11 protein-coding genes are annotated in these 13508 nt (G+C 68.7%); 2 read left to right on the top strand and 9 right to left on the bottom strand.

The window, feature by feature from the left end; all coding sequences use genetic code 11:
• Positions 1-3 precede the first annotated feature (3 nt).
• The 8 genes from ACQPWU_RS03200 to ACQPWU_RS03165 are packed head-to-tail and all read right to left on the bottom strand — an operon-like array spanning position 4 to position 8260.
• Entirely contained in the window at positions 4-882 is an 879-nt protein-coding gene (locus ACQPWU_RS03200) for a glycosyltransferase family 2 protein (protein ID WP_433436819.1), read from the bottom strand.
• A gap of 15 nt (positions 883-897) precedes the next feature.
• The gene (locus ACQPWU_RS03195; protein WP_433436818.1) at positions 898-2373 is read right to left on the bottom strand and encodes an oligosaccharide flippase family protein; all 1476 of its coding nucleotides are present in this window, start codon (positions 2371-2373) and stop codon (positions 898-900) included.
• A 6-nt stretch (positions 2374-2379) separates the two neighbouring features.
• A complete protein-coding gene (locus ACQPWU_RS03190) occupies positions 2380-3357 on the bottom strand; it encodes a hypothetical protein (RefSeq protein WP_433436817.1) in 978 nt (325 codons plus the stop codon).
• Positions 3354-4619: a DUF4910 domain-containing protein gene (locus ACQPWU_RS03185; RefSeq protein WP_433436816.1), complete on the bottom strand. Its 1266-nt coding sequence runs from the start codon at positions 4617-4619 to the stop codon at positions 3354-3356. Before ACQPWU_RS03185 ends, ACQPWU_RS03190 begins: the two co-directional genes overlap by 4 nt.
• A complete protein-coding gene (locus ACQPWU_RS03180) occupies positions 4616-5632 on the bottom strand; it encodes an NAD-dependent epimerase/dehydratase family protein (protein ID WP_433436815.1) in 1017 nt (338 codons plus the stop codon). Before ACQPWU_RS03180 ends, ACQPWU_RS03185 begins: the two co-directional genes overlap by 4 nt.
• Positions 5632-6279 (bottom strand): PIG-L deacetylase family protein, encoded by a 648-nt coding sequence (locus tag ACQPWU_RS03175; protein WP_433436814.1) that lies wholly within the window; start codon positions 6277-6279, stop codon positions 5632-5634. Before ACQPWU_RS03175 ends, ACQPWU_RS03180 begins: the two co-directional genes overlap by 1 nt.
• Positions 6276-7016, bottom strand: coding sequence for a glucose-1-phosphate cytidylyltransferase (locus ACQPWU_RS03170; protein WP_433436813.1), 741 nt, complete (start codon positions 7014-7016; stop codon positions 6276-6278). The genes ACQPWU_RS03175 and ACQPWU_RS03170 overlap by 4 nt, the downstream gene beginning before the upstream one ends.
• A 35-nt stretch (positions 7017-7051) precedes the next feature.
• Positions 7052-8260 (bottom strand): class I SAM-dependent methyltransferase, encoded by a 1209-nt coding sequence (locus ACQPWU_RS03165; RefSeq protein ID WP_433445147.1) that lies wholly within the window; start codon positions 8258-8260, stop codon positions 7052-7054.
• A 93-nt stretch (positions 8261-8353) separates the two neighbouring features.
• Here ACQPWU_RS03165 and rfbC point away from each other — a divergent pair, with 93 nt between their 5' ends.
• Together rfbC and ACQPWU_RS03155 are read left to right on the top strand one after the other, a co-directional pair.
• Positions 8354-8911, top strand: coding sequence for a dTDP-4-dehydrorhamnose 3,5-epimerase (gene rfbC / locus ACQPWU_RS03160; protein ID WP_433436812.1), 558 nt, complete (start codon positions 8354-8356; stop codon positions 8909-8911).
• Positions 8905-9738 (top strand): glycosyltransferase, encoded by an 834-nt coding sequence (locus ACQPWU_RS03155; protein ID WP_433436811.1) that lies wholly within the window; start codon positions 8905-8907, stop codon positions 9736-9738. Before rfbC ends, ACQPWU_RS03155 begins: the two co-directional genes overlap by 7 nt.
• On the opposite strand, the gene ACQPWU_RS03150 is transcribed toward ACQPWU_RS03155, so the two are convergent.
• The gene (locus ACQPWU_RS03150; RefSeq protein WP_433436810.1) at positions 9731-13498 is read right to left on the bottom strand and encodes a LamG-like jellyroll fold domain-containing protein; all 3768 of its coding nucleotides are present in this window, start codon (positions 13496-13498) and stop codon (positions 9731-9733) included. The two genes, ACQPWU_RS03155 and ACQPWU_RS03150, sit on opposite strands and share 8 nt — an antisense overlap.
• Positions 13499-13508 lie beyond the last annotated feature (10 nt).

The raw sequence follows: 13508 nt of genomic DNA, 5'->3' as shown, positions 1-13508 counted from the left end.
AGATCACCCTTTCGAGGAGACGAGTCGGGTGGCCAACCCGGCGAGTTTGCGGCTGCGGTGCGCCAGCATCTGCTGCTGCCGGCGCCAATAGGTACGCAGCAGCACGGCGTTGGCGCGGCTGCGTTGCCCCGCCGACAGTTCCGTGATGCCCAGGGCCCGATGCATCGCCCGGAACTGCAGCGTGGTGGCGAAATGCGCGGTCCAGGCCGGGACGCCGAGCGCCGCGGCGATCCCTGACAGGCGCCGCTCGCGCAGGTTGCGGTGTGCGAGCACCTCCGGCACGTGACCCCAGGGCGCGGTCAGCGCGAGCATGGTCGCGTAGACCTCGTCCTCACGGATCATCAGCGGTCGCGGCACGGCGGTCACCCGCTCCCGCCGCATCAGGCCGTAGAGGGGATCGAGTCCGTGGTGCTGGGTGGTGACCACGTCCCACAACTCGTCCAGGCGGTCGATGGGATCGTCGGAGAGCATCCGGGTGCCGCGGTAGCGCGGCTCATGGACCGTCCCGTCCGCCCCGGTGTACCTGACGTCCGAGGTGACCAGGATGAGCCGCTCGTCGGCCAGGAAGGGCTCCAGGGTCCGGGAGACGTAGCCCGGTTCGAGGAGGTCGTCGTCGCCCATCCAGCGGAAGAACTCTCCCCGAGCGCGCCGGAGCACCTCCACGAAGTTCCCGACCACGTGCAGATCGCGTGGCTGCCGGTAGTAGGCGATCCGGCTGTCCTGCCTCGCCAGCTCGCGGCAGAGCTCCTCTGTGTCGTCGGTGGAGGCGTTGTCCGAGATCACCACCTCGAGCTCGGTGTGATCCTGGGCGAGCGCCGATCGCACGGCCGCCTCCAGGCGGTCCGCACCGTTGCGGACCGGAATTCCGATGGACACCAGCATCGCTTCTCCTCGAGGTCATCGCGCGCGGGCGGGAAGCAGCCGCACCAGGCGATCGCTCACAATGTGGAACTGGTCGCGGGTCACCACGACCAGCACGTACGCCAGCAGGCCGCCTCCACCCGCCACGACGAGCTGGATGAAGAAGCTCCCCTGGGTCAGCATCGCGAGGCCCAGCATGACGCCCGCGCAGATCAGCGCACCGACTGCCGGCCGGACGAGACCGGGCAGGACCGGCGCGAGCCGTACCCCGGCCCGCTGCACGGCGAGCATGGCGAGCGGAAGGGCGACCACCACCGCCGCGACCGCCTGCCCGATCGCGGCGCCCCGGATGCCGTCGAGATTCGTGCCGACGATGACCGCCGGGATCATCGCCGCCGCGTGCCCGAGGTTCATCCAGACCGTCGAGCGGGTGGCACCCTGACCGTTCAGGATGTCGAGGGCGAAGGCGGTGAGCATGCGCACCACCATCAGGACCGCCAGGAACCGCAGCACGCCGGCGGCCTGCTCCCACTCCGGGCCGTAGATGAAGATGATCAATGAGTGCGCGAGCACCGCCATGAAGACGGCCAGCGGCAGCACCATGGCGATGAGCAGCGGCACGGTTCTCTGGACGCCGAGCGACAGGGACTCCTCGTCACGCTCGGCCAGCCGGGAGAAGCCGGCGATCGACACCATGCGGATGGCGCTGCCGATGATGCCGGGCACCCAGCTCGAGACGTTGAACGCCATCAGGTAGAAGCCCAGCCACTCGTCGCCCATGATGTTGCCGACGATGATGTAGCCCACGTTGAGCAGCATGACCTCCAGCGCGATCCCCGCCGCCGAGGGGATGCCGAACCTCAGCAGCCGGGCCGCGATCTGCCGGTCGAACCCGAACCGGTAGGGCAGCCGCGCGTAGATCAGCATGAAGACGCCGGTGACCACGGCCCCCGCGAGCTGCCCCCAGGCGAAGCTGTACGCCCCCGCCCCGTTGACCGCCAGGATGATCGCCACCGGCGCGTTGACCAGGAAGCCCGCGAGGACCGCCTTGGCGTTCTTGCCCGTACGGAACCAGCGCAACAGGGCCGCGCTGCGCACCGCCGTGACCGCCTCGACGAGGATGACCGCGGTGAGGATCCGCACCACGGGCGTGGCCTCCTCGCTGCCCGCCAGCATCGAGAAGTACGGCGCGCCCGTCCAGAAGATCCCGTACAGGCCCAGCGCGGAGATCATCGTCAGGGTCGTGGCCGTGGGCGCGATGTCCTCCAGCCGCCCACGCCACTGCACGACGGCCGACATGACGCCGACGTCCTTGATCACCATGACGAACTGGGTGGCCGCGAGCGCGACGGCATAGGTGCCGAAGTCCGCCGGCGCGAGGAGCCTGGCCAGGATCAGGCCGAGGATGAACGAGCCCGCGCGGGTGACCAGTGTGCCGATAAGGCTCCACACCGCCCCCCGGCCCGCCTTGCGCCCGATGTCACTGATGTCTGGGCCCGTTTGCTCCACCATGCCCGCCTAACTCGGCTCGCTGATCCGCTCCAGCCAGATCTCCCGCCAGAACGGGACGAACGCGCGGGGGCAGTTGGATTTGTAGAAGCCGTCACAGACGATCCCCTCGAGCGCGATGCAGGGGTTCTTCATCTCCAGCATCTTGCCTGTCTTCTCGTCGATGCAGCGCTCGACGCGGGCGGTCACGCGGGCGACGCGCCCGCACGAACGCGCCATGTCCTCCTCGAATCCCAGACCGCGGTTGAACCCCTTGGTGCTCAGCGTGGCGACGATCTCTTCCTTGGACTTGATCCGGACCAGCTCACCCGGCTGAAGGTCGATCGTGCCCGTCGGGGTGGGGCCGGTGTGCGGACCCGGTCGCACGAAGCCCCACGCCAGGCCGCCCTTGATGCGCAGCGGTCGTGGGAACTTCCTGGAGAGTCTCTGGTAGCGGTTGAACAGCCCGAAGAAGAGCGTGCGGAGGGTCGATGCGATTCCGGCGTTCCCCACCTGGACGTCTGTGACGTACTGCCCCAGGTCACGGAACGGGAGGCGCTCGGGGGCGGCACGCAGCAGCTCCGTCGCCTGGCAGCGGAAGCGTTCCTCGCCGTCCGGCGCCGGTTCCTTCCGGGTGTTGACCTCCAGGATGGGCAGCAGCGGCCGTTCGACGCGGACCGGCTCCGAGGTGGGCGGCCCGTCCACCCGCCTGAGCCAGGCGGACTTCCAGTAGAGCAGACAGGCGGTCTGGCAGCCGCCATGGGCCGAACCGTCGCAACGGGCGGCCGTCAGGTGGACGGCGTCGTCCATCCGCCGCATCCCGGTCCCACTGATCGTGTCGCAGAGCTTGTTGGCCACCTTCTGCACGGTGAGCCGCTGCCCGCAGAACTTCAACATCTCCGGCATGAAAGGGAGGCTGTCCAGCTCGCCCTTCTCATCGAGGGTGGCGAGGATCTCCTCCGCGCTGAGGACCTCGACCACGTCGCCGACTTTCAGCGCCAGATTCAACCCATACACTCCTTCACCAGGCCCGCGTTCCGCAGGGCATGTGCCGCTTCCGCCAATGCCTGGAACGGCAGGTTCGACCGTTCCGCGATGTCCAGCAGGCTGTTCAGGCCGTCGGAAAGGTTCAGCACCCACAACATCGCCATCTGCGCCTGTTTCGTATCACTGCGCCCGCCAAGTGACCCGTACAGGCCGCGTGTCCCCAGCTGAGGCTCGCCGTACGGACTGAGGTTCTGGTAACGGCGGTTGCCCTCCAGGACCCGCACGGCCGTCCACAGCGTCTCCAGGGTGTCCTCCATCGCCTCGGGGCGCACGAAGTCGGGATTGTCAGCCGAGGTGTGATATTCCGGGTAGCTTCCGTAGGGCGTCCTGGTCAGCGAGCCGACGGCGAGGTTGAACCCCGGCGAGCAGTACTGCCGCTCGTCGTAGCCGTACGGGGAGAAGTCCAGGATGGTGTGCGGCCTGTCCTTCAGCACATGTGCGAAGACCTGGTCGATCTCGGCGTCGCCACGCCTGCTGCGCTTGTAGGTGATCGCGCCGCTGTCTCCCGCGCAGGCCAGGGTAACGCCGTGACTGATCCGGCCGGTGTTCTCCCGGTTCAGCGCGAGCCAGGTGATCGCGCCGATGGTGCCGGGCGCGAAGATGAACCGATAGGTGTACCAGGGATCGGTCAGCCGCCGCGCCAGCGCGACGGCCACCGCGACCCCGGCCAGGTTGTCGTTGGCCAGCGAGGGATGGCAGATGTGGCAGGAGATCAGCACCTCCTGGGAGCTGCTGCCGCGGATCACGTGCTCGCCGTAGGTCAGGTGCCCGTCGGCGAGCGTGGCGTCGATCTTGACCTTGTACGGCCCGTCCGTCAGCCGGTCCAAGGTGTTCTGGCTCAGGCAGAAGCCCCAGGTCTCGGCGTAGTAGCTGGTCCGGTACGGGATCAGATCCGGCTGGTCGGGCAGGGTGTGCAGGTGCGGGCGCAGCTCCTCCAGGGACATGGTCGCCTCGACCGGCACGCTGTATCCGACGACGTGCAGGTTGGAGTCCTGGAAGTCGACCACCTTGTTGCCCGCGGCGTCCATGATGTAGGCGTCGCGGATGTTCCATTCCCGGGGGATCGTCCAGTCGAGGACTCCGGTCCCTGTCGGCACCTCGGTGATCTCCAGCGGGATCGACTCGCCGATGATCTCCAGGGTGCGCCGCAGTCCGGCGCCGGTGATGCTCCGGCACAGCGGGTAGAGCCGCCGTACCAGGTTGTGCATCTCGCTTCCGGTCATGGTCGTAGGGTGTCGTCGACGGTGCCCGCCGCGCGCCGGTCGGCGAGCCGGGCCAGCCTGGTGAAGCGGCGTTCGAAGTCCTGCTTGGTCAGTCCATATTCGCGGTAGGCGTCGATCAGCTCCACCGCCCCCGCCTTGACCGTCCAGCGGGCCTCGTAGCCCAGCGCGGCCCTGAGCCGGGAGAAGTCGACGCGGTAGGAGCGCGGATCGGCTCCCGTCTCGCCGGTGATGGTGAGCGTCGATCCAGGCACCGCGGCGACGACCTCGGCCGCGATCTCGGCGACGGTCACGTTGTTGACCTCGGTGCCCACGTTGAAGGCCGTCGCGTGCACGGCTTCGCGAGGCGCGACGAGAGCGGCCGCGAACGCCTCGGCGATGTCCCTGGCGTGGACCAGCGGGCGCCAGGGGGTGCCGTCGGACAGCACCCGGACCTCGCCGGTCAGGTGCGCGTGGCCCACCAGGTTGTTCAGCACGATGTCGGCGCGCAGCCTCGGAGAGAAGCCGAAGGCGGTGGCGTTGCGCAGGAACACCGGCGTGAAGTGGTCGTCGGCCAGCTCGGCCAGGTCGTCTTCGACCCGCACCTTGGACTCGGCGTACGGCGTCACCGGGCGCAGCGGCGCGTCCTCGTCCAGCAGGTCCTCGCCTCCGGACGCACCGTAGACCGAGCAGGTGGAGGCGTACAGGAAGCGGCGCACGCCCGCCTCCTTGGCCAGCCGGGCCAGCCGGACGGAGGCGTGGTGGTTGATGTCGTAGGTGAGGTCGGGCGCGAGCGCGCCGAGCGGGTCGTTGGACAGCGCGGCCAGGTGGACCACCGCGTCGAACCCGGCCACGTGGTCAGGGCCCGCGTCACGCAGGTCCACGGCGTGCGCCTCGATCGTCTCGGGCGCTGGGCCGAGCAGGCAGTCGGCGAACAGGCCGGAGTCCAGGCCGACCACCTGGTGCCCGGCCTCGGCCAGCATGGGGGCCATCACGCTGCCCAGGTAGCCCTGGTGGCCGGTGAGAAGTACCCGCATCAGTTCTCCAGATCGACGGTCAGCTTGGATACGTGGAACGCCTCGGCATAGCGCGTGTGGCACTCGATGCCGCGGATGCGGGCCAGGCCCAGGAACGCCTCGCGGTCGTACCAGGGCCTGTGCCGCTGGGAGGCGTAGTGGCGCTGGAGCAGGTCCACCTTCAGCTCCGCCACCTCCTGCGTGAGTGGCTGGAACACGGCGGGCGCGGCGAGGTCGCCGTCCCATTTGACGATCTCGTAGCCGAGCGTCAGGTGGTCGCGGAAGGCCGTGGGCACGAGCTTGGCCAGCCCCCGGTGGTCCTGGTGGGCGTCACCCCGCCAGGGCGCGAAGATCAGGCCGGGCTCGGTACGGGCGCGCAGCTCCTCCACCGCGGCCTTGGCCTCCTCCCACCTGGCCGGCAGGTAGCCGTCGGGCAGCTTCAGCACGGTGACCCGGAGATCCGCGTCCGGGCAGAAGTCCGCCAGCGCGGCGCGCTCCTCGTACTCCCGCTCGGTGCCGCCGCCGGACAGCACCAGCGCGTCCACGCGGATGCCGGGGCGGGCGGCGCAGATCGTCAGCAGGCTGCCGCCCGCGCCGATCGCCAGGTCGTCACAGTGGGCGGCGAGCGCCACGATGCCGGTGAGCCGCCCTGGGCTCAGACCGATCACCGGGACCGTTCCCACAGGGCCCACGGGCGCTCACCGCGGGAGTAGGCCTCGTCCAGTTCCATCCGCTGGTTCACGGTGTCGGTCGGCCGCCAGTAGCCGCGGTGCGGGTAGGCCAGCAGGCGTCCGCGCTTGGCCAGCTCCACGCAGCCGTCGGCGACCAGGTCCCCGTTCTCCGGGATGTGCTCGAAGACCTCCTGGGTCAGCACGAAGTAGCCGCCGTTGACCCACACCGGCATCTCGCTGACCGGCGAGATCCCCCCGACCAGGCCGTCCTCACCCACGTCCACGCAGTGGAAGGTCTGGGACGGCGGCACGACCATCATCGAGGCGGCCGCGCCCGTTTCGACGAAGCGGTCGATGATGTCGGGCAGCGGCGCGTCGGTGAGCACGTCCGCGTAGTTGGCGAGGAACATCTCGTCGCCGTCCAGGTAAGGGCGGACGCGGCGCAGTCGTTCGCCGATCGGGGAGTTGGTCCCGGTCTGCACGAACGAAATGGACCAGTCGGAGATGTCGCTCGACAGCAGCTCGACCTTGCCGCCACGTAACACGAAATCGTTGGACGTGGCCTCCTGGTAACCGAGGAAGAAGTCCTTGATGTGGTGAGCGCCGTAGCCCAGGCACAGGATGAACTCGTTGTGCCCGAAGTGCGCGTAGTACCGCATGACGTGCCAGAGCAGCGGTCGCGGGCCGACGAGCGCCATCGGCTTGGGCACCTCGCCCGGCACCCCGGTCCTCATGCGCGTGCCAAAGCCTCCGCAGAACAGGACGACCTTCACACGACCTCCAGGTGTGGGATCGGGAAGACCAGACGGCCTCCCCATTCCTGCACATAAGAGAGCTGAGCGGTGAGCTCTTCGCGCAGGTTCCACGGCAGGACCAGCACATAGTCGGGACGATCTTGAGCGATGCGCTCCGGCGGAGCGATCGGGATCCGGGTGCCCGGAGTGAACCTGCCGTGCTTGTAGGGGTTGCGGTCGACCGTGTAGGCCAGCAGGTCCTGGCGGATGCCGCAGTGGTTGAGCAGCGTGTTGCCCTTCCCCGGGGCGCCGTACCCGACGACCGTCTTGCCTTCTTCCGCGGCGTTGATCAGGAAGCGGAGCAGGTCGCGGCGGACGCGTGCGACCCGGTCGGCGAAGTCGGCGTAGCCGGAGAGATCGTGAAGTCCGGCGGCCTTCTCCCGCGCGAGCACGTCGAGCACCCGCTCGGACGGGCTCCCCGACGGCCGCGCCCACAGCCGGATGGATCCGCCATGGGTGGGCAGCAGCTCGACGTCCACCAGCGTCAGCCCGCCACTGGCCAGCGCCCGCTGCGCGGAGGCGACCGTGTAGTACTGGAAGTGCTCGTGGTAGATCGTGTCGTACTGGTTCAGCTCCATGAGCGTCAGCAGGTGCTGGACCTCGATCGACACCCATCCGTCATCGGCCACCAGGGCGCGCAGCCCTTCGGTGAAGCCGATCACGTCGGGGATGTGCGCGTAGACGTTGTTGGCCACGACCAGGTCGGCGGGACCGTTCCCGGCCCGCACCGCGGCGCCCGTCTCCGGTGTCAGGAACGCGGTGAGCGTCGGCACGCCCTTGTCCTTGGCCGCCTGTCCCACGTTGGCCGACGGTTCGATGCCCAGGCATCTGATGCCGCGTTCGACCACGTGCTGCAGCAGGTAGCCGTCGTTGCTGGCCACCTCGACCACGAACGACGGCTTCAAACGTTCCACAGCGGCGTCGGCGAACTGCCGCGCGTGCTCCACCCAGGAGGCGGAAAAGGACGCGAAATAGGCGTATTCGGTGAATGTCTCTTCAGGCGTGATCAGCGGTGGTATCTGAGCCAGCCAGCAGCTGGTACAGACCCGCAGGTGAAGTGGATAGGTCAGCTCGGGCTGGTCGAGCTGCTCCTCGGTGAGGAAGAGTTCACAGGGCGGTGTCGCCCCGAGATCCACCACGCCGACCAGGTCAGCCGAGCCACACAGCCGGCACGATGTTTTCAACAATGGGCCCCACCCGAAAAAGACAAGATTTCCCCCTTTGGCAACCCACAGCCGTACTTCGGGTGAGCGCCTAGGAGTGTTACAAGTGTCTTCATGAAACGCCTGAGCATCGATGGAGCATTGCTCTACACCCCCCGCATCCACAGCGATCCACGGGGCGACTTCCTGGAAGCCTTCCGCGCCGCCGACCTGCGGGAGGCGCTGGGGCACTCGATCGAGCTCGCCCAGGCGAACTGCTCGGTCTCCAGACGTGGCGTGCTGCGCGGCGTCCACTTCGCCGACGTCCCGCCAGGTCAGGCCAAATACGTCATGTGCGTCTCGGGCGATGTGCTGGACGTCGTCGTGGACGTGCGCGTGGGCTCGCCCACCTTCGGCCAGTGGGAGGCGGTGCGGCTGGACGACATGTCGCGCTGCGGGATCTACCTCGCCGAGGGCTTAGGGCATGCCTTCCTGGCGCTCAGCGAATCGGCCACGGTCGTCTACTTCTGCTCCACCGCGTACGACCCGGCGCGTGAGCACGGCATCCACCCGCTGGATCCGGATCTCGGCATCGAATGGCCGCTCGACGTGGAGCCGCTCCTCTCGGCCAAGGACGCCGCGGCGCCGACGCTCAAGCAGGCTCTCGACGCAGGGATACTGCCATCGTGGTGAGCGTCGTGATACCGGCCCACAACGAGGCCAAGGTGATCGGCCGTCTGCTGGACGGCCTGCTCGGTGAGGCCGCGCCGGGCGAGTTCGATGTCGTGGTGGTGGCCAACGGCTGCACCGACGGCACGGTCGCCGTGGCGCAGCCGTACGATGTCCGCGTCCTGACGACGCCGGTCCCCTCCAAGCGCGAGGCGCTGCGGATGGGCGATGAGGCGGCGCGTGGATATCCCCGGCTGTACGTGGACGCCGACATCGAGCTGAGCACCGCCTCCGCTCGCGCGCTGGCGGCCGTGCTGGCCGCGCCGGACGGGCCGCTCGCCGCCGCACCCGAACGGGAGCTGGCGCTGGCCGATCGCCCATGGCCGATCCGCGCCTATTACGCGATCTGGACACGGCTGCCGCACGTGCGTGCCGGGCTGTTCGGCCGGGGCGTCATCGCGGTGAACGACGCGGGCAATGCACGCGTCCGTGCCCTGCCACCGGCGATGGCCGACGACCTGGCCGCCTCGCTCGCGTTCTCACCCGACGAGCGCGTGATCGTGACCGGCGCCCGTGCGATGATCCAGACTCCGCGTACGGTCGGCGATCTGCTGCGCCGCCGGGTGCGCGCCATGACCAGCGTGAGCGAGCTGGAACAGACCACGGCCACGGCCGGGGAGCGCACGGGTGTACGCGACCTGATGGCCATCGTGGCCAAAGAGCCACGCCTGGTGGGCGCGGCGGTCGTCTTCGCCATGGTGGCCGTGCTGGCCAGGCGGAGAGCCGCCCGCGCGATCCGCGCGGGCGACTACACCACCTGGCTGCGGGACGAGAGCAGCCGGGCTAACTGACCGGCGTGTTCATGTCGGTGGTGATCTGTGCCGCGGTGAGCGCCTTGTTGTAGACCCGCACCTCGTCGATGAGACCGCTGAAGTACTCACCCGAACCACTGTTGCCACCGATCCGCAACGGACTCGTCCCGGTACGCAGGTTGCCACCCGTCGGGTTGGTGGCCACCTGCGTACCGTTCACGAACATCCGCAACGTCGACCCGTCATACGTGGCCGCCACATGACTCCACGCATTCAACGGCAGATTGCTCGCAGCCGGCGCGTTCGCCCCCGACGACGTATAGATGAACGCCGCCGGACCACTACTCCCACTCCCCATGATCGCGTAAGCCAGATCGGCGCCGAACTCCTTCATCAACACCGTCCGCCACCCCGACACACTGGTCGGACGGACCCACGCCTCCAACGTCATCCCGCCGGTCAACCGCAACGAGCTCGAATCGGCCACCGTCACCCAACTCGACGTGCCGTTGAACGACAACGCCTGACCGTATTTGCCGGCCGACCAGGTCGCCGAGGTGGCCGTGCCGTTGTTTCCGTTGCCGGAGGTGTCGGCGACGGCGGTGCCGGTGCCCGCGTTCATTCCGTAGGCGGCCACCAGGCCGCTGACCGTGGGCGGCTGGGTCACGACGGCCGACGCCTCGTTGGACGACGGGCTGGTGTTGCTGGACCCGTCGAAGGCCACGACGCGGTAGTAATACGTGCCCGCCGCGACACCTGAGTCGGTGAAGGACGTGCTCGCGGTCGAGCCCACCTGGTTGGCGCCGGATGGGGTGAATCCGGCGGTGGCGGAGCGGTGGACGGTGTACCCGGTCACGCCCACGTTGTCGGTCGAGGCCGTCCAGCTCAGCTGGGCGCTGCCCTGGCCGCCGGTCGCCGCCAGCGAGCCCGGTGCGGTGGGCGCCTGAGTGTCGGGCGGTCCCTGCTGGCCGACGGGCGTGTTCATGTCGGTGGTGATCTGTGCCGCGGTGAGCGCCTTGTTGTAGACCCGCACCTCGTCGATGAGACCACTGAAGTACTCACCCGAACCACTGTTGCCACCGATCCGCAACGGACTCGTCCCGGTACGCAGGTTGCCACCCGTCGGGTTGGTGGCCACCTGCGTACCGTTCACGAACATCCGCAACGTCGACCCGTCATACGTGGCCGCCACATGACTCCACGCATTCAACGGCAGATTGCTCGCAGCCGGCGCGTTCGCCCCCGACGACGTATAGATGAACGCCGCCGGACCACTACTCCCACTCCCCATGATCGCGTAAGCCAGATCGGCGCCGAACTCCTTCATCAACACCGTCCGCCACCCCGACACGCTCGCCGGACGCACCCACGCCTCCAACGTCATCCCGCCGGTCAACCGCAACGAGCTCGAATCAGCCACCGTCACCCAACTCGACGTGCCGTTGAACGACAACGCCTGACCGTACTTGCCGGTGACGGCCCATGTGGTGTTCGCGACGGTGCCGTTGTTGCCCATGCCGGAGGCGTCGCTGACGGCCGTGCCGGTGCCCGTGTCCATCGCGTACGCGGCCACCAGGCCGTCCGGCGCCTGTGACCGCTGGTAGGTCGCGGAGTAGGTCGCCGCGGTGGCGGGCGCGGTGATGTTGTGGTTGGCCGCGCCGCCGTCGGACCAGGAGGTGAGCGTGTAGCTGAAGCCGTCGGCACTCTGCGGCGAGGGTGCGGAGATCGAGTTGTGCGAGCCCACGATCACCGTCCGGGTGAAGGGGGCGACGGTCTGCTCACTGTTGAAGCCGAGTTGCAGCCCGGCGGGCGCGGTCTGGAAGGTCAGGTTCACCGTCTTCGGCTGGAGTGTCACGCTCTTGGTGTCGGTGAGGCCGTGCGCGTCCGTCACGGTCAGCCTGAGCTCCAGGTGAGAGGGATATTCGTGGTCCGGTGGGGCGAAGGACCCGCTCGTGCCGGTGAATGTGGTGATCTCGTGCTCGTGGCAGGTGCTGGGGCAGTGATGCATGATCAGCTTCCACGACATCCGCGACCCGGGGATCGTGCCGTCCTGGGCGTCCGTGCCGGTGCCGGAGAACGAGATCGTGTCCCCGACTGCCCAGGTGAGGGAGGACGACGGGGAGTTGATGGTCGCGGTCGGCGGCGTGTTGTTCACGTTGATCGTGACGGTGGCGTCTCCCTGGCCGCCACGCCCGTCGTCGGCTCGCAGCTTCACCACGTAGGAGCCCGGCTGGGTGTAGGTGAAGGACGGGGTGGCCGAGGTCGAGTCGTCGAAGTCGCCGTCGCCGTCCAGGTCCCACCGGAAGGTGAGCGGGTCGCCGTCGGCGTCCGCGGATCCGGCGGAGGTGAAGTTCACCGCGAGCGGCGCGTTGCCCGACGTGGCGCTCGCGCCGATGACCGCGGTCGGCGGGACGTTGTTGTAGATGTAGCGGATGATCTGCCCGTTGGTGAAGTCGACCGCGAAGAGGTCTCCGCCGGGGCCGGTCTGCAACTCCACGGCGGGGATGCCCGAGTCGAACGTGGTGACGGTCGCCGGGTCGGGCAGGCCGCCCGCGCCCTTGGTCATGACCCAGACGCACGATCGGCTGTAGTCGGAGAAGAACATCGCGCCGTCGTAGGAGTCGGGGTAGGAGCCGCCGTTGTAGAAGGCCACGCCGCTGGAAGAGGAGCCGCCGGACGGGCACGGGTCGTTCGGCGCGGGCTTGGAACCGTGGTTCCAGGAGAAGTACGGCGGCGTGTGAGCCGCCGCCCCCGCCGCGTACAGGTTTTCGCAGAGGGTCAGGTTGAGATTGTCGTACCCTCCCTGCCGGGCGGAGCCCTCGTAGCAGGGCCAGCCGAAGTTGTTCACCTGACCGGTGGGGTCGGCGATCCGGTTGATCTCCTCCCACGTGTTCCAGCCGACTTCACCGGCCCAGACCTCGCTGGTGCCCGGCCGGATGGTGAAACGGAACGGGTTGCGCTGGCCGTAGGCGATGATCCTGGCCACGTTGGGATCGCTGCTGCCGGCGTTCGGGTTGCCAGGAGCGGCCGCGCCGGTGTCCGGGTCGATCCTGATGATGCTGCCGTTGAGGCCCGCGGGGTCACCGCCGGTGCGCAGGTCCTGCGAGCGCAGCGCGCCGCCCTCGGCCGCCGGCGGGGTGAGCGCCGTGCCGACCGGCGACGGCGGGTCGCCGCAGGGGTTGTCCGGGGTGACGTCCGAGCTGGTCAGGTTGTCCTGGCCGTAGTCGGCGAAGTTGAAGCTGGCACCGTCGCCGCCGCTGGCGTAGAGCATGCCGTCGGGGCCGAACTTGAGGTCGCCGACGGAGTGGCTGGGATGCTGCTGGCACCAGTCCGTGATCAACGGGGTCTCGGCGCCGGTCGGGGAGATCACCGACAGGCGTCCCGTGATGAGGCAGCCGTCACCGGTGGCGCCGGGCGGGGTCGGGCAGGGGTCACCGCTCACGCCTGCCGTCCCCCAGCGTGGCGCGGTGCCACCGGGCACCGCGTCGTAGGAGTACAGGACGTAGATGCGCGGGTCGGCCGGGAAATCGGGGTGCAGGGCCATGCCGAGGAGCCCGCGGTCCCAGAAGTTGTGCACCTGCGTACGCAGGTCGGCGTAGATCGTCGGCGTGGTGTCGGTGATGGAGCCGAAGACCTTGATCAGGCCGCTCTTCTCGGCGACGAACACCCGGCCGTCCGAGGCGAACTCGATGTTGGTCGGGTTGGTCAGTCCGCTGAAGACGACCTGTTTCTGGAAGCTGCCCGGCAGCGCCTGCGCGGCGGACGGCGCGATGAGTGCCAGGCCGGTGGTGAGCAGCAAGACAGATAGG

The sequence above is a fragment of the Nonomuraea sp. CA-141351 genome (assembly GCF_050944675.1).
Taxonomy (GTDB): Bacteria; Actinomycetota; Actinomycetes; order Streptosporangiales; family Streptosporangiaceae; genus Nonomuraea.
Note: the sequence above shows the minus strand (reverse complement) of the source record. Positions and strands in the feature narration are given on the sequence as shown.

What these genes read in the sequence shown, in the direction of transcription:
- ACQPWU_RS03180 (WP_433436815.1), bottom strand. Translation starts at nt 5,632, where the DNA reads ATGCGGGTACTTCTCACCGGCCACCAGGGCTACCTGGGCAGCGTGATG.
- ACQPWU_RS03200 (WP_433436819.1), bottom strand. Translation starts at nt 882, where the DNA reads ATGCTGGTGTCCATCGGAATTCCGGTCCGCAACGGTGCGGACCGCCTG.
- ACQPWU_RS03170 (WP_433436813.1), bottom strand. Translation starts at nt 7,016, where the DNA reads ATGAGGACCGGGGTGCCGGGCGAGGTGCCCAAGCCGATGGCGCTCGTC.
- ACQPWU_RS03195 (WP_433436818.1), bottom strand. Translation starts at nt 2,373, where the DNA reads ATGGTGGAGCAAACGGGCCCAGACATCAGTGACATCGGGCGCAAGGCG.
- rfbC (WP_433436812.1), top strand. Translation starts at nt 8,354, where the DNA reads ATGAAACGCCTGAGCATCGATGGAGCATTGCTCTACACCCCCCGCATC.
- ACQPWU_RS03185 (WP_433436816.1), bottom strand. Translation starts at nt 4,619, where the DNA reads ATGACCGGAAGCGAGATGCACAACCTGGTACGGCGGCTCTACCCGCTG.